At 63.3% G+C, this 15,536-nt stretch carries 18 protein-coding genes and 1 pseudogene; 7 read left to right on the top strand and 12 right to left on the bottom strand.

Features of this window, described 5'->3' with window-relative positions; translation table 11 throughout:
- Positions 1–193: 193 nt before the first annotated feature.
- Positions 194–1,174, top strand: coding sequence for a hypothetical protein (locus tag J3A71_RS05765; RefSeq protein ID WP_096426714.1), 981 nt, complete (start codon positions 194–196; stop codon positions 1,172–1,174).
- Between the two features lie 8 nt (positions 1,175–1,182).
- On the opposite strand, the gene J3A71_RS05760 is transcribed toward J3A71_RS05765, so the two are convergent.
- The 7 genes from J3A71_RS05760 to J3A71_RS05730 form a co-directional block, all read right to left on the bottom strand.
- A complete protein-coding gene (locus J3A71_RS05760; protein WP_016488903.1) occupies positions 1,183–1,773 on the bottom strand; it encodes a GNAT family N-acetyltransferase in 591 nt (196 codons plus the stop codon).
- 233 nt (positions 1,774–2,006) lie between these two features.
- Entirely contained in the window at positions 2,007–2,585 is a 579-nt protein-coding gene (locus tag J3A71_RS05755; RefSeq protein ID WP_016488904.1) for a DJ-1/PfpI family protein, read from the bottom strand.
- Positions 2,586–2,636: 51 nt separating this feature from the next.
- Positions 2,637–3,794 carry a phosphatidylserine/phosphatidylglycerophosphate/cardiolipin synthase family protein gene (locus tag J3A71_RS05750; RefSeq protein WP_209952705.1) on the bottom strand — a complete coding sequence of 386 codons (1,158 nt, stop codon included), beginning with the start codon at positions 3,792–3,794 and terminating at the stop codon, positions 2,637–2,639.
- Position 3,795: 1 nt separating this feature from the next.
- Positions 3,796–4,377: a YceI family protein gene (locus tag J3A71_RS05745; RefSeq protein ID WP_016488906.1), complete on the bottom strand. Its 582-nt coding sequence runs from the start codon at positions 4,375–4,377 to the stop codon at positions 3,796–3,798.
- A gap of 44 nt (positions 4,378–4,421) precedes the next feature.
- On the bottom strand, positions 4,422–4,718 hold the full coding sequence (locus J3A71_RS05740) for a hypothetical protein (protein WP_016488907.1): 297 nt from the start codon (positions 4,716–4,718) through the stop codon (positions 4,422–4,424).
- Complete coding sequence (locus J3A71_RS05735) at positions 4,715–5,797, bottom strand: serine hydrolase (RefSeq protein ID WP_096426715.1); 1,083 nt, start codon at positions 5,795–5,797, stop codon at positions 4,715–4,717. The genes J3A71_RS05740 and J3A71_RS05735 overlap by 4 nt, the downstream gene beginning before the upstream one ends.
- 75 nt (positions 5,798–5,872) lie before the next feature.
- A complete protein-coding gene (locus J3A71_RS05730) occupies positions 5,873–6,760 on the bottom strand; it encodes an acyl-CoA dehydrogenase (RefSeq protein ID WP_095116027.1) in 888 nt (295 codons plus the stop codon).
- 159 nt (positions 6,761–6,919) lie between these two features.
- Here J3A71_RS05730 and olsB point away from each other — a divergent pair, with 159 nt between their 5' ends.
- Together olsB and J3A71_RS05720 are read left to right on the top strand one after the other, a co-directional pair.
- On the top strand, positions 6,920–7,675 hold the full coding sequence (olsB, locus tag J3A71_RS05725; protein WP_016488910.1) for an L-ornithine N(alpha)-acyltransferase: 756 nt from the start codon (positions 6,920–6,922) through the stop codon (positions 7,673–7,675).
- Entirely contained in the window at positions 7,675–8,463 is a 789-nt protein-coding gene (locus J3A71_RS05720) for a lysophospholipid acyltransferase family protein (RefSeq protein WP_016488911.1), read from the top strand. Before olsB ends, J3A71_RS05720 begins: the two co-directional genes overlap by 1 nt.
- A gap of 68 nt (positions 8,464–8,531) precedes the next feature.
- Here the strand turns inward: J3A71_RS05720 and J3A71_RS05715 are convergent, their stop codons facing one another.
- Positions 8,532–9,119, bottom strand: a complete 588-nt coding sequence (locus tag J3A71_RS05715; protein WP_095116029.1) for an ACP phosphodiesterase — start codon at positions 9,117–9,119, stop codon at positions 8,532–8,534.
- Positions 9,120–9,269: 150 nt separating this feature from the next.
- On the opposite strand from J3A71_RS05715, the gene J3A71_RS05710 reads away from it, so the two are divergent.
- Positions 9,270–9,572, top strand: a complete 303-nt coding sequence (locus J3A71_RS05710) for a helix-turn-helix transcriptional regulator (protein ID WP_016488913.1) — start codon at positions 9,270–9,272, stop codon at positions 9,570–9,572.
- Between the two features lie 17 nt (positions 9,573–9,589).
- A complete protein-coding gene (locus tag J3A71_RS05705) occupies positions 9,590–10,639 on the top strand; it encodes an alkene reductase (protein ID WP_209952703.1) in 1,050 nt (349 codons plus the stop codon).
- 140 nt (positions 10,640–10,779) lie between these two features.
- Here the strand turns inward: J3A71_RS05705 and J3A71_RS05700 are convergent.
- From J3A71_RS05700 to J3A71_RS05685, 4 genes and pseudogenes are all read right to left on the bottom strand, one after another.
- Positions 10,780–11,013 (bottom strand): annotated as a pseudogene (locus J3A71_RS05700) (ATPase); the annotation flags it as partial.
- 89 nt (positions 11,014–11,102) lie between these two features.
- Positions 11,103–11,972 carry a hypothetical protein gene (locus J3A71_RS05695; RefSeq protein WP_016488915.1) on the bottom strand — a complete coding sequence of 290 codons (870 nt, stop codon included), beginning with the start codon at positions 11,970–11,972 and terminating at the stop codon, positions 11,103–11,105.
- 87 nt (positions 11,973–12,059) lie between these two features.
- Positions 12,060–13,055, bottom strand: coding sequence for an NAD(P)-dependent oxidoreductase (locus tag J3A71_RS05690; RefSeq protein WP_060517495.1), 996 nt, complete (start codon positions 13,053–13,055; stop codon positions 12,060–12,062).
- A 49-nt stretch (positions 13,056–13,104) separates the two neighbouring features.
- Positions 13,105–13,995: a LysR family transcriptional regulator ArgP gene (locus J3A71_RS05685; protein WP_016488917.1), complete on the bottom strand. Its 891-nt coding sequence runs from the start codon at positions 13,993–13,995 to the stop codon at positions 13,105–13,107.
- A 103-nt stretch (positions 13,996–14,098) separates the two neighbouring features.
- Between J3A71_RS05685 and J3A71_RS05680 the strand changes: the two genes are divergently transcribed.
- Positions 14,099–14,698, top strand: a complete 600-nt coding sequence (locus tag J3A71_RS05680) for a LysE/ArgO family amino acid transporter (RefSeq protein WP_096426716.1) — start codon at positions 14,099–14,101, stop codon at positions 14,696–14,698.
- 196 nt (positions 14,699–14,894) lie between these two features.
- On the top strand, positions 14,895–15,491 hold the full coding sequence (locus tag J3A71_RS05675) for a Fe-Mn family superoxide dismutase (protein ID WP_016488919.1): 597 nt from the start codon (positions 14,895–14,897) through the stop codon (positions 15,489–15,491).
- The last annotated feature ends 45 nt before the right edge of the window (positions 15,492–15,536 follow it).

Raw genomic sequence — 15,536 nt, 5'->3', positions numbered from 1 at the left:
CGCGATTGAAACCAACACCCTGCGATGGCTACGCTTTCGCAGGGTGTTTTTTTTGTGCAGGGCATAGGCAAAAAATCGCCGTTTCAGTGTTGCTGCAACAGGGGGCAAACGCTGAACTGATTCATTTATGTACCATCCGGTAGCGATTGGAATGGCTTTAACTGGGCACTCCCCCCTCAACGAGTGTCTCAAAATGAAAGGGTTCAAGCTCGACAACCAATGGCTCACCCGCTTTCGCCTGGATATCACCTCAAGCTCCAATCGCCTTTATGCCAATGGTCGGCAGCAAGTGGAAGTGACTGTCACCCTGGAGCCACGTAAAGGGGAAACCCTTAGCGAAGAGAGCCTCAATAGCCTGTCGCTGGTGTTAATTGATGAAGACGGCGAACCACGCCTGCTGGATCACCCCGACCTGTTTGCGTCCAAGGCGCGCGATAAACGGTTTGTTTATCATGCCGCCTACGGAGGCGCCCCCAGCGCGCTCACCGAAAAAACCGCAAACAGCATTCGCCGCATCTTCTACGTCACGTCCCAACGCCCTGGCGGCACGCTCACCCAGATCTACGCATTAATGTTGAAAGATGAGAATACCTACGCCATAACCAACACCAGCCCCTTCGTGTCATCGGTGGTCATTGAGTCCATCACGCCACCGCCACCGCACGACAAGGTGTTCCACCTTGAGCCGGGCACGCCCTTCAAATACAAGTCGAACAATGCCAATAGCCATTGGGACGACGAAGTCGAAGAGACAGTCAGCTATTTTGGTTTTGCCGATCCCAAACTCGTCATGGTAGAGAGCACCGCACTGGTGACGCCCTCGAACACGCCATTTTATGAGCGGCACAATCATGACCACGCGCTTATCTCATTCCAGCTGACTAACGACTACAGCCAAGCGTCAACAGTAACAGCCCTGGGGGTGGGAGAAGCGTTCGAGGCAGTCTCCCCTGATTCAGGCGAAGCCTATGTACAGCGCCCTAACCACATGACACTTCATCATTACTACAGACGCTTTTACGCAAAGCATTACAACTCGCTCAATGAAGCGCCCAGTGTGTGGCTGCTACGCGACCAACACGGCAACCCGTACCACGTCGAATTCCTCGTCAGCAATGGCGGCCACGCACTGAAATACCATGTCAGCGAAAACAAGCTGAACCTTGGCCCCTGACGACAGGTTCATGCCATCAGTGCCTTCATCCAGAACGACATGATTTTCTCGGAAGTGGCCTGCTCACCCAGGTCGCGCCAGGCACATGTGGTGCGTAACGACGGCTCGTGCAAAAAACCCCGGTTGCGCCAGAAACCCTGCAAGGGTTTGTAACCGGCGGGGCGCCTTGGATGCACGCCCGGGCGCTCGACGGCACAGAAAACGCAGTAATCGAACGCGGCAAGTGTGTGCGCATAGGATTCACGCTCGATAAAAAAACGCACCCCGAGGCCTTGCCCGCGGTACTGCGGCAGGACAAACGACTCACCGAACAGATAGACGCTCGCAGGATCGCGGCCCTGAGCCCGGAACAGCTGAAGGAATTCAGGAGCTCCATCCATCAGCGGCAAAGCGGTTGAGGCTCCGACTACCTGGCCGTCGTCCACGGCCAGCACGACCAGGCTGCGCCCGGAGCGGACATGGCTGGCCAGATAGTCGACGTCAGAGTCCGGGCTGCCGTCGTACAGGTAGGGAAATTCGCGCATTACGGCCAGGCGCAGGCGAGCGAGGTCATCGATGTATGGCGCGATAGCGGCGCCGTGCAACAGGCGTATTTCCATGCTTGGCGGTCGTTTTGTCGATGTGGATGACGCGCTCGGCTAAGCCGGGCTTGAGGGGAAACCCTATCATCCGAGGCAACGACCCGCCTTTTCCATACACGACAGGTACTGTTCCATGACCGCTACCGAGCGGGTAAACGCCTACTAGGCCGCGTTCAACGCCGGCGGCAGTCGCGCGGTGGCGGCGTTCACCGTGCATGGCGAATACCGGGTTCCCCCGCGAAGACGCCGTATCAGGCAATACGGGTGCCCAGCACCTTCAGAAATGCCGCCAGCCAAGCCGGGTGCGCTGGCCACGCCGGTGCGGTCACCAGGTTGCCATCCACATGGGCCTGGTCCACGGCGATATCGATGAACGTGCCGCCCGCCAGACGCACTTCCGGGGCACACGCCGGATACGCGCTGCATTCGCGCCCCTCCAGCACACCCGCCGCCGCCAGCAGCTGGGCACCATGGCACACCGCCGCAATCGGCTTGCCAGCCTGGTCAAATGCCCGCACCAGCGCCAGCACTTTTTCATCCAGGCGCAAATACTCCGGCGCACGGCCACCCGGGATCAGCAGGGCGTCGTAACTCTCGGGCCGCACCCGCACAAAGTCATAATTCAAGGCAAAGTTGTGCCCCGGCTTTTCGCTGTAGGTCTGCTCACCCTCAAAATCATGGATGGCAGTGCGCACGGTCTGCCCCGCCAGTTTCTCCGGGCACACCGCGTGCACCGTGTGGCCCACCATGCTCAAGGCCTGAAACGGCACCATCGCCTCGTAATCCTCGACGTAGTCGCCTACCAGCATAAGAATCTTCTTCGCCGTCATCGCACCCACTCCTTCGGTTAACCGTAAACAGTCAATGCACGATAGCCGCTGTCAGTCACGGCGGTCGAGCACGTTGACTACCAGTCGGTCGATCCAGCCCCAGATTCGTTGTTTAACCCGGCGCCACAGGGGGCGGGCATGCCAGTGGTCGAGGTCGACTTCCTCGCTCAAGGCAAAGTCGCGCTCGAAGCTGGCCACCACCGCGGCCGTCAACGGCGGGTCCAGCGCCTCAATGTTGGCCTCAAGGTTGAACCGCAGGTTCCAGTGGTCGAAGTTGCACGAACCGACGCTGACCCAGTCGTCCACTACAACCATCTTCAGGTGCAGGAAGCACGGTTGATACTCGAAAATCCGCACACCGGCGCGCAGCAGGCGGGGGTAGTAGCGGTGCCCGGCGTAGCGGACCGACGGGTGGTCAGTGCGTGGGCCGGTCAGCAACAGCCGCACGTCAAGCCCCTTGCTGGCAGCACGGCGCAAAGAACGGCGCACGCTCCAGGTCGGCAGAAAGTATGGCGTGGCCAGCCATACCCGCTGCTTGCCACTGTTCAGCGCCCGCCCCAGCGAATGCAGGATGTCCTGATGCTGGCGGGCGTCGGCATAAGCTACCCGCCCCATGCCCTGGCCCTGCGCAGGCACCTTGGGCAAACGGGGCAGGCCGAAGCCCTCGGCAGGGCGCCAGGCGGTGCGGCGGTTGTTGGCGCCCCACTGGCGGTCGAACAGCAACTGCCAGTCGGTTACCACCGGCCCCTGAATCTGCACCATCACCTCATGCCATTCGCTGGTCGCGTCGCCCGGGGTCCAGAACTCGTCGGTAACCCCTGTGCCGCCCACCACCGCCCAGCGTTCGTCCACCAGCAGCAGCTTGCGGTGGTCGCGGTACAGGTTGCGCAAGCCGCGCTTCCAGCGCAGACGGTTATACCAGCGCAGGTACACACCAGCCTCCAGCAAGCGTTGGCGCAGGGCGCTGTTGAAGGCCAGCGAGCCATAATCATCGAACAGGCAGCGCACCCGCACGCCACGCCGTGCGGCCTGCTCCAGCGCCTCGACCACCGCCTCGGCACAGGCGCCAGCCTCGACCAGGTACAGCTCCAGGTCAACCTGGAACTCGGCACGCACGATGGCTGCGAGCATGCGCGGAAAGAACTCGGGGCCGTCGATCAGCAGTTCGAACTGGTTGCCATCCCGCCAGGGGAAGACCGGGCCCGGCATGTCAGCGGGCGGTGAAAATCAGCACCGCGCTAACCGGCACCGACGGGTTGATGGACGTGAGCCCGGCAAACTTGCGCAAGGTTTGCAGCCCTGGCAGCAGCCCGAAATCCTCGGCACGCAACACCAGGGGTTCGAGTGTCACGACCTGAAAGCGCCGCTCGTCCAGGCGGGTGGCCAACAACAGGGCGTTGTAGCTGTGCGACTGGCCATGCAGGGTAACGGTGAGCGGCAGGCGCAGTTCGATCTGGGCACCGTTGGCCAAGTCGTTGATCGGCCGCAGGTCCAGCTGCGCCCGCACCTTGGCTTCGGCAAAACGCTCGACCTCGAACAGGTCCTCACGCATGCGCTCGTCACGCAGTGCAATGCCACTGCTCACCGAATCCATCTCGATGCTCAGCCCCGCCACGCCTTTGCGGTCGACCGTGCCATGCAGCACCAGAAAGCGGTGCACTTCGGCAGTGTCACCGTTTTTGCCGGTAATGAACGACAGGCGCGACGATTCGCCATCGAGGTGCCAATTGGCGTGGGCAGGCAGGCACAAAGCCAGCAACAAGGCGGGCAGCAGACGGGGCAGCTTGAACATGACAGATCTCGTGAAACCAGGCCGCCAACCTTACCCGCCCGCCTTCATGGCAGCAAGCGGCAGCCCTCGTGCGGGCCCTGCCAGCTAGCCTGATTGCGCCGCCCCAACCCCTCGGCAGTGACTCGTCGCTGCGGGCTGTTTTCCTCCAGCAGGCTCAGCGGCAGCCATTGCTTTACATAGCCTTGGCAGTAGGCCTGCCCGAAGCCCATGACGAAGCGGCACGAGCAGTATTCCTTGGCCGAGTAGGCCGAGAGGATGCCGGGGAAATCAGCCAACGCCTGACGCTCCTGCCAGGCCCAGAACACAAGGCCCAGCAACACCAGCAACAAGGCCCGCTTCATGTGCCCTCCCGGGGCACTGCCGCCAGTACCCGCTTGAGCAGTTCGTCGTGCTGGTAGCTGCCGTCGCGGTCATCGGCATAGCGCACGATCACCAGCTTTTGCGCGGGCAGCACGTACAGCGCCTGGCCCCAGTGGCCAAGGGCGGCGTAGGCGTCTTCGGGTGCACTCGGCCAAGGCCGTTGGGCGCCGGCCAACGGCCGGTTGAGCCACCAGTGGCCGCCAGGGTTGGCCTCACCGGGCACAGGTTCGGCATGGGTAAACGCTGTTCGGTTGAAGGCCACCCAGGCCGTGGGCAGCAGTTGCCGGCCTTGCCAGCGCCCGTCACGCTGCATCAGCAAGCCGATTCGCGCCAGGTCGCGGGCGCTGAGGTACAGATAGGAAGAGCCCACGTAGGTGCCCGCTCCGTCACGCTCCCACACCGCGCTGTCGATACCTAACGGGCTGAACAGCGCGTGCCAGGGGTAATCGGGGTACTGCCCGGCATCGAGCATGCCGCGCAGTGCAGCCGCCAGCAGGATGCTGTCACCACTGGAATAGAGAAAACGCTCACCGGGGCTGGCCGCCGCACCCCGCGCCGCCGTATAGGCCGCCATGTCCTCGCGGCCACGGGTGTATAGCATGGCCACCACTGATGACTTGAGGGGGGCGTATTCGTAGTCTTCCTGCCAGTCCAGGCCACTGGCCCAGTGCAGCAGATCGGCCATGCGTATGCCGGGATGGCCGCGCATGGCAGGATAGAAACGGGTGACCGGATCTTCCAGCTGGAAGCGCCCTTCGCCTTGGGCCACGCCCATCAGCGTGGCGAGTACGCTCTTGCTTACCGACCAGGTCAGGTGCGCGGTGGCGGCAGTGGTGGGGGCGGTGTAGCGCTCGTGGAGGATACGGCCATCGCGGATGATCAGCAGCGCGTCGGTGCGGATGCCGCTGCGGTCGGGGGCAGTGCGAGGGGGGAAGGCGTAGGCGTCGACGGCTTGCCAGTCGAAACGGGCAGGATCGTTCTGCCAGTCAGGGTCAGGCCAGTCCTCGGCTTCGGCGGTTGCCAAGGCCAGGCAAAGAACCAATAGCAGACCTTTCAGCATTGTGTTTCAGCTCGAAATTTTGGGGCCGCCTTGCGGCCCCCCGGGATCATCGGTTCACAAAAACCTATCAGGCCTTCATGACAATCCCGCAGCCGCCCAAGCCTTGTTCAGGCGCTGCTCGCGCGCCGCCGCAGCCAACGCCATCACCCCTTGGTCACGCTGCCAGATTTGCGCCCAATGCACCGGCCCTGCCGCCAATGCTGCGTCGATCGCCCCCCGCAACGCCTGGAACTGCGCAAACAAACCACCCAACAGCAAATGGCCATCCGTGCAGTCGGCACACTGCCGGCTACCCTCGGCACACCCGGCCAGCAGCCCAAGCAGTTGCAGGCGTAAAGCCTGCGGCCAGGCGCTTTCCTGCCCCACGCCATACAACCAGGCCGTCAGTGCCGTGAGCACATACAAGTCCTCCAGCGAGCGAAACGGCTTCACATAAGCATCCCAGCCGTCACCGGCCAGCAGCTCGCACGCCGCCTGTTCCAGCAGCAAGCGCCCATGGCCCACCTCCGGCATCAACGGCAAGGTCGGCAATGGCTCCAGGGTCACGCCGGGCTCCCCGGGGTACACCACCGCCAGGTTCAATTGTGGCGCCGCGCCTGCGGTTTCGCTGCGCGCCGCCACCAGCAGCCACTCCGCCTCCAGCCCGGCGGTGACGAAGTCCTTGCTGCCGGTCAGGCGCAAGCCGTCCAGGCGCGTGTGCATGTCCGCCGGCCGCACGCTGCGCCGCTCGGTCGCGCACAGCGCGCCGAGGCTGGACGGTGCACTGGGCCACAGCACGCGCAAGGCGGCCTGGTAACCCACCAGAAAAGCCAGGCCCGGCGTGGCCATCGCGCGCCCGCCCAGTGCCGCCAGTTCGAAGGGGACAACCGGGCCGAGGCGCTCGAGCAGCGCGGCATAGGTTTCGCCCAGAGTGCCCGCCGGCGCGTGGCGAAGCGGGTCGTTCAATCGTTGCAACCAGGCCATGGGACGGCTCCTTGCTGGGGCTTTCTGGTCAAGGTTTGGGGGGTGTCACGCAAGCATCACCAAAGATTCACAGGGGTGACACCGCGTCTACCTAGGCTGACTTTGCACAACAAAGCCGACCGGCCGCAACCCTTCATGGCTGGCTTATGGAGACTCGTAATGACTCGGATCGCTCATTCTGGCGACAACAGCACTGAACGCCGTCTGCAAGCCGAACGCCTGGTTGGCGCCGCGGCGCTGCAAGAGGCCCAGGCCCTGCGCTTCAAAGTGTTCAGCGCAGAATTCAAGGCCAAGCTCAAGGGTGCCGAGCACGGCCTGGACATGGACGACTACGACGTGCACTGCCGCCACATTGGTGTACGCGACCTGAGCACAGGCGAGCTGGTGGCCACCACCCGCCTGCTCGACCACCAGGCCGCCAGCAGCCTGGGCCGCTTCTACAGTGAAGAAGAATTCCGCCTGCACGGCCTGTTGCAGCTGCAGGGCCCGATCCTCGAACTGGGCCGCACCTGCGTAGCCCCCGACTACCGCAACGGCGGCACCATCGCCGTGCTGTGGGGTGAACTGGCCGAGGTGCTCAACGAGGGCCGCTACAGCTACCTGATGGGCTGTGCCAGCATCCCGATGCAGGACGGCGGCGTGCAGGCCCATGCCGTGATGCAGCGCCTGCGTGATCGCTACCTGTGCAACGAGCACCTGCGGGCCGAGCCAAAGAACCCGCTGCCAAGCCTGGCGTTGCCGGGCAACGTCATCGCCGAAATGCCACCGCTGCTCAAGGCCTACATGCGCCTGGGCGCAAAGATTTGCGGCGAGCCTTGCTGGGACGAGGACTTCCAGGTGGCCGACGTATTCATCCTGCTCAAGCGCGATAATCTCTGCCCGCGCTACGCCCGGCACTTCAAGGCGGCGGTCTGATGCAGAAGCTGCGGGTAGTAGCCCGCCTGACCCGACTGCTGCTCGTGCTGTTGCTGGGTATGTTCATGGCCAGTCTTATTGCCCTCGGCGAACGCCTCGGTTTCAAGGCTCCCCTTGAGCGCCGCCAGCGCTGGACCTGCCTGTTCATGAAACGCCTGGTCGCCGCCCTGCCCTTCAACGTGCGTGTAGTCGGCGAACTGCCGCAGCGGCCGATGCTGTGGGTCAGCAACCACGTTTCGTGGACCGACATCCCCCTGCTCGGCATGCTGCTGCCCCTGTCGTTCCTGTCCAAGGCTGAAGTGCGTCATTGGCCGGTGGCGGGTTGGCTGGCGGAAAAAGCCGGCACACTGTTCATTCGCCGTGGTGGTGGCGACAGCCAGCGCCTGCACGAACAGATCGCCGGGCAACTGGGGCTGGCGCGCCCCCTGCTGATCTTCCCCGAAGGCACCACTACCTGCGGTCGCAACTTGCGCACCTTCCATGGCCGCCTGTTGGCAGGTGCCATCGACCGGGGCGCGGCGGTGCAGCCGGTGGCTATCCAGTATCTGCGTGATGGCCAGATCGATCCGATTGCGCCGTTCATTGGCGACGATGATCTGGTGTCGCACCTGATGCGCCTGTTTGCCCAGCCGCGAGGCGAGGTGTGCATTCACTTGCTGCCACCTATCGGCAGCGTGGGCAAGGAGCGTGCGGTGCTGGCGTTGCAAGCACAGCAGGCGATTCACCTGGCTTTGTTCGGGGTTGAAGAAGTTGAAGCAGTGCCAAGGCGGCCGGCGCGGGCTGCCTGAGCCTGGCGTGGGCAAGCTGGCGCCTGCGAGATCGAGCGCCGCGCGGGCGGCGCTCGATCTCACAGGCGCTACAAGTCCTCAGCCCTACGCTGCGCCGCCGCAAAAGCCTGTAACTGGGGATAGAACTCGCGAAAATCCGCCAGCAGCGGCTCATACAGCCGCTCCAGTTCCACCATTACCCCGGCCATCCCCTCAGGCCGCGACAAGCGTCGGGCAATGCCGTTGAACACCTGTTCCAGCGTGGCAAAATCGCCATAAGCCCCTAGCCAGTCATCCGCTGCCATGAACGGCGCAATCCGCGCCAATCGCCCCGGCAGCTCGGGCTCCGCCAGCAGCACCCTGTAAAACGCGCCAGTAAACTGCGCCAGTGGCTGCTCGGCGTAGTGGCCCCAATGCCGCGCCAGGCAATGGTCGAAGAAGACATCCAGCACGATGCCGGCAAAGCGCCGCCGCTCGCGCGGAAAGCGCGCCAGTGCCGCCAGCACCAGCGGATGCTGATCGGTGTAGCTGTCGATATGCCGGTGCAGCCGGATAGCCGCCTCCAGCGCAGGAGGGAAGCGCCCTTCCAGCGAGCCTTTGACAAAATCGCCATACAGGCTGCCAAGCAGTTGTTGCGGCGCCGGGCCGCCCAGGTGCAGGTGTGCGAGGTAGTTCATGGGCGCAGTCTACCACCGCTCCGCCTTATATCGTTATAACGCGATATACCGATTCGCGCTCAGCTCAGAACCTCTTGGTATTTGGATATCGGGAACAGCCGATTTACATTTCGCTCTATCGCGATATACCGCTACAACGAGCCTCCACCCATGCCTCTTGATCTCGACGAAATCATAAAAGCGCTGGCCCATCCGGTCAGGCGAGAAATCCTCAGCTGGCTGAAAGACCCGGCAACGCAATTCCCCGACCAGTACCACAGCACCGAAAACGGTGTGTGTGCCGGGCAGATCGACCAACGCTGCGGCCTGTCGCAGTCGACCGTCTCCGCCCACCTGGCCACCTTGCAGCGCGCCGGGCTCATCAGCAGCCAGAAGATTGGCCAATGGCACTTCTTCAAACGCAACGAAGCCACCATTGAGGCATTCCTCGAACAACTGCGCCAAACACTTTGACAAGGCAGGTAACCGCTATGACCACGCTTTTCGATCCGATCACCCTGGGCGACCTGCAACTGCCCAACCGCATCATCATGGCCCCGCTCACCCGCTGCCGTGCCGACGAAGGCCGCGTGCCCAATGCGCTGATGGCCGAATACTATGTACAGCGCGCCAGCGCCGGGCTGATCCTCAGCGAAGCGACTTCGGTCACTGCCATGGGCGTCGGCTACCCGGATACCCCCGGTATCTGGAACGATGAGCAGGTGCGTGGCTGGAACAACGTCACCAAGGCCGTGCACGCCGCCGGCGGGCGCATCTTCCTGCAGCTGTGGCACGTTGGCCGTATTTCCCACCCCAGCTACCTGAACGGCGAGCTGCCGGTGGCCCCCAGCGCAATCCAGCCCAAGGGCCATGTAAGCCTGGTGCGCCCGCTAAGTGACTACCCCACCCCGCGCGCGCTGGAAACCGAGGAAATCAACGACATCGTCGAGGCCTACCGCAGCGGTGCCGAAAACGCCAAGGCTGCCGGTTTCGATGGTGTAGAGATTCACGGCGCCAACGGTTACCTGCTTGACCAGTTCCTGCAAAGCAGCACCAACCAGCGCACTGACCTCTACGGAGGGTCGCTGGAAAACCGTGCACGCCTGCTGCTGGAGGTGACCGATGCGGCCATCGAAGTGTGGGGCGCAAACCGCGTAGGCGTGCACCTGGCGCCGCGTGCCGATGCTCACGACATGGGTGATGCCCACCGCGCCGAAACCTTCACCTACGTGGCTCGCGAGCTGGGCAAGCGAGGCATTGCCTTTATCTGCTCGCGGGAGCGGGAAGCCGATGACAGCATCGGCCCATTGATCAAAGAGGCATTCGGCGGCCCGTACATCGTCAACGAGCGGTTTGACAAGGCCAGCGCCAATGCGGCCCTGGCCAGTGGCAAAGCCGATGCAGTGGCGTTTGGCGTGCCGTTAATCGCCAACCCCGACCTGCCGGCGCGGCTGGCGGCGGATGCGCCATTGAACGAGGCGCGGCCAGAGACTTTCTATGGCAAGGGGCCGGTGGGGTACATCGATTATCCGCGGTTGTAATCACGATTGCCGGGGCCGCTTTGCGGCCCATCGCGACACAAGGCCGCTCCCACAGGGATAAGCACAGCCCTCAAGGTAGCGCCGAACTTGTGGGAGCGGCCTTGTGTCGCGAAAGGAGGGCAAAGCCCTCCCGCGCTCTGTTACGGCCGAGCGTTGATCTGCTGCTGCAGGTTCTGAATCTGGCTCTGCAGCGTATTCAGGTTGCGCGTCGTCTGCGCACGGAAGGCATCGAATTCCTGCACCGACGCACCACCGGACGCTGCCGCAGCCGGGCGGTTGTCGATCTGGCTCTTCAACACCAAAATATCCTGTTCCAGGCCCTGGATTGCCGCGCTCGGGTTGCCCTGCTTCCTCAGCGCCGCCACATCGCTCCCACAGGGATAAGCACAGCCCTCAAGGTAGCGTCGAACTTGTGGGAGCGGCCTTGTGTCGCGAAAGGAGGGCAAAGCCCTCCCGCGCTCTGTTACGGCCGGGCGTTGATCTGCTGCTGCAGGTTCTGAATCTGGCTCTGCAGCGTATTCAGGTTGCGCGTCGTCTGCGCACGGAAGGCATCGAATTCCTGCACCGACGCACCACCGGACGCTGCCGCAGCCGGGCGGTTGTCGATCTGGCTCTTCAACACCAAAATATCCTGTTCCAGGCCCTGGATTGCCGCGCTCGGGTTGCCCTGCTTCTTCAGCGCCGCCACATCGCTGCCCAGGCTCTTGAGCTGCCCGTCCAGCGTGCCGCCATCAACCTGCGCGGCCTTCAGCGCGGCAACCTGCTCGTTCAGGCCCTTCAACTGGGCATCCAGCTTGCCGCCATCAACCTGCCCTGAACGCAACGCGGCCAGCTCGCCATTCACCAGCTTCAACTGCGCCTGCAGCTGGCTTTGCAGCTCGGTCACAGCCTTCTGCTGTTCACGGGTATCGGCCAGCACCTGCTCCAGGCGCTTACCCAGGTCGCCGGTCTGCCCGGCTACGCCTTGCTGCAACTGGCGCAACTGCAGCTTCAGCGCCTCGCTGCTGGTATTAACACCGGACTCGCTGGCCTCTACCTTGCCACTGATCGCCTGCAAGCGCCCGGCTGCTTCTTCACTGATGCGGGCAAAGCTCTCCTGGGTCGCCACCAGTTGCTGCTCCATCAGCGAGATCTGCTGGAAGCTCCACCAGCCCAGGCCCGCCAACGCGATGAACGAAGCGCACAGCAGCGCCCACAACGGCCCCGTGCTGGCACCACGGGCGGCTTTCTGCCGGCTGCGCACCACGTGCGCCGGTATCAGTTCGTCATCATCAACGGTGCCCGCCCGCAAGGTAGGCACATCATCGTAGTCATCGTGAGCATGGTTACGCATGGATACATTCAACCGCGGTAGTCGCACAGAGGCACGAGTATAAACCGCAAGCGCGGCGCATTGATGACCATTGTCAGCCAGACGGCCTCACTGCGCAGGCGGCAAATGCTTCCACCAGCCGCAGAATTCATCCAGTGCCGTCCACAGGCTGACCTTGGGCTGGTAGTCCAGGTACTGCCGGGCGCGGCTGATATCCAGGGTGAAGTCACGGCTCATCACCTGCATCCCCAGGCGCGACAAGGTCGGTTGCGGGCGCCCCGGCCACAACATGCAAGCGGCCTCATTCAGCGCGGCCAGGCTATAGGCCAGGCCGTAGGAGCGGTAGCGGGTCACCTGTGGCAGTTGCATCTGGCGCATCACGTAGTTGACCACGTCCCACAGCGGCAGCGGCTGGCCGTTGCTGATGTTGTAGGCCTGGCCCAGCGCACGCTCGTCGGCGAACAACGCGCTGAGCAGTGCTTCGTTGAGGTTGTGCACGCTGGTGAAATCGACTTTGTTCAAACCGTTGCCGATGATCGCCATGCGGCCTTTGCGCTGCATCTGCATCAGCCGCGGAAAAATGCTGGCATCGCCGGCACCGGTGACAAAGCGCGGGCGCAGCGCCAGTACTTCGAGGCCGAACTCCTGGGCCCCGAACACTTTTTGCTCGGCCAGGTGCTTGGTTTGCCCATAATGGTCGTGAAAACGGCGCGGCACTTGCTCTTCACGGATGTCCAGGCGCGAACGGCCATTGAAATAGATCGAAGGCGACGACAGGTGCACCAGGCGCCGCACATGTTCCTTCAGGCAGCCCTCGACCACGTTTTCGGTGACGACCACATTGCCTTGGTAGAAGTCCTGGTAGCGCCCCCAGTTGCCCACTGCGCCGGCGCAGTGCACCACCGCCTCGATGCCTTGGCACAGGCGGCGGGCCAACTCGGGGTCGCCCAGGTCGCCAGGGATGAACTGGGCGCCGCGCTTGACCAGGTGCTCGACCCCTTCGGCGCGGCGGCCGCTGACCCGCACGTCCAGGCCCTGCTCCAGGGCGTAGCGCGCAAAGCGCCCGCCAATGAAGCCACTCGCGCCGGTGACCAGAATTCGCATGTAAGACTCCGTCTTGCCAGATTTCAGATGCAACTGACGCCAGCCGTGGCTACAAGGGCACCAGCCATTGCCGTGCGGTGTGCCGCAGGTGGTCGGTCAGTTGCGCGAGCAATTGCCCGCCATTGCGCCAATGATGCCAGTACAGCGGCACGTCGATGGGGGTATCGCTGCAGATTTCCACCAACTGCCCGTTGGCCAGTTGCTCACGGGCCTGCAATTCGGGCACCAGCCCCCAGCCCAGCCCGGCCTCGGTCATGCGCAGGAAGCCTTCGGATGACGGGCACAGGTGGTGCAGGAAACCATCCTCGATGCCCAGTGAGGCCAGATAGCGATGCTGCAGGAAATCATCCGGGCCGTACACGATCGCCGGGGTGCGGGCCAGGCGGCTGGCGACAAAGCCTTGGGGGAAATGCCGCGCCATGAACCCGGGGCTGGCCAATGCCCGGTAGCGCATGGCCCCCAGCAGCAGGCTTCGCGCCCCGGCTACCGGGCGTTCACTGCCACACAGGCAGGCCGCCACTTCGCCAGCACGCATGCGTTTCAGGCCCACTTCCTGGTCTTCTACGACCAGGTCGGTCAATACGTTCTGCTGCGCACAGAAGTTGCCCACCGCACCGGCCCACCAGGTGGCCAGGCTATCGGCGTTGAGCGCAATGCGCAGGCGTTCCGGCATGCCCTCCTCGTCCAGCGCCGGCACCTGGCGCTGCAAGTCACGTTCCAGCAGGCGCACCTGCTGCACATGGTTGAGCAACTGACGGCCGACTTCGGTTGGGCTGGGCGGCGCGGCACGCACCAGCACGGGCTGCCCGACCCGCGCTTCGAGCAGCTTGATGCGCTGGGAGATGGCCGACTGCGACAAGCCCAGCACTTGCGCGGCACGCTCGAAACCACCCTGTTCGATCACCGCCGCCAGGGCGGCCAGCAACTTGTAGTCGAACATCGATTTTCCTAATGCCGGATCAGCTTTATTTGTTTTTCTTATACAGCGCAACCCACCACAATGGCCAGCATCTTTAAGGTTCCTTCTATATGGAGAGCACGCCATGTGGCAAAGCTATCTCAACGGCATGCTGGTGGCCTTCGGCCTTATCATGGCCATTGGCGCACAGAACGCCTTCGTCCTCGCCCAGAGCCTGCGCCGTGAGCATCACTTGCCGGTAGCAGCATTGTGCATCGTCTGCGATGCCCTCCTGGTGGCTGCCGGGGTATTCGGCCTGGCCACGGTGCTGGCCCACAACCCGACCTTGCTGGCGGTGGCGCGTTGGGGCGGCGCCGTGTTCCTGGTCTGGTACGGCGCCAAGGCGCTGCGCAGCGCCTGTGCCAGCCAGAGCCTGAAGCATCAGCAGGGCCAGGGCGTACGCTCGCGCCGTGCGGTGCTGCTCAGTGCCCTGGCGGTGACGCTGCTGAACCCGCACGTCTACCTCGATACGGTGTTGCTGATCGGTTCGCTGGGCGCCCAGCAGACTGAGCCTGGCGCCTATGTGGCCGGGGCGGCCAGTGCCTCGCTGCTGTGGTTCTCGACCCTGGCGATTGGCGCGGCCTGGCTGGCACCGTGGCTGGCACGGCCGGCGACCTGGCGCATGCTCGACCTCATGGTGGCGGTGATGATGTTCGCAGTGGCGGCGCAACTGATCTTTTCCTGAACAGACACCACCGGTCGGTATCGTGTAACCGCTCTGGAACCTCTATTCCCTATCTTTGTTGCGTGGTTATGCGCCGGGGCTGGTGCTATGATCGGCCCCTTGCGTCGCAAAGAGTACAAACTCGCCGACGCTCATAGGGCCGCCCGTGATCGGCCCTGCGCAAACCGCGAACTAGACCTGAATCAGGAGATCCACCATGGCTTTTGAATTGCCGCCGCTGCCGTACGCCCACGATGCCCTGCAGCCGCACATCTCCAAGGAAACCCTGGAGTTTCACCACGACAAGCACCACAACACCTATGTCGTGAACCTGAACAACCTGGTCCCAGGCACCGAATTCGAAGGCAAGACCCTGGAAGAGATCGTCAAGAGCTCTTCGGGCGGCATCTTCAACAACGCCGCTCAGGTCTGGAACCACACCTTCTACTGGAACTGCCTGTCGCCAAACGGCGGCGGCCAGCCTACCGGTGCCCTGGCTGAGGCCATCAACACCGCTTTCGGTTCCTTCGACAAGTTCAAGGAAGAGTTCACCAAGACTTCGGTTGGCACCTTCGGTTCCGGCTGGGGCTGGCTGGTGAAGAAAGCTGACGGTTCCCTGGCCCTGGCCAGCACCATCGGCGCCGGCTGCCCGCTGACCAGCGGCGACACCCCGCTGCTGACCTGCGACGTCTGGGAACACGCCTACTACATCGACTACCGCAACCTGCGTCCGAAGTACGTCGAGGCGTTCTGGAACCTGGTCAACTGGGCCTTCGTTGCCGAGCAGTTCGAAGGCAAGACCTTCAAGGCCTGAGTCATCCAGCCTTGATCAAAAAACCCGGCCATGTGCCGGGTTTTT

This window comes from Pseudomonas sp. PvP089, assembly GCF_017875165.1.
Taxonomy (GTDB): domain Bacteria; phylum Pseudomonadota; class Gammaproteobacteria; order Pseudomonadales; family Pseudomonadaceae; genus Aquipseudomonas; species Aquipseudomonas fortuita.
The sequence above is the reverse complement of the archived record's forward strand: the minus strand, read 5'-3'. Positions and strand labels throughout refer to the sequence as shown.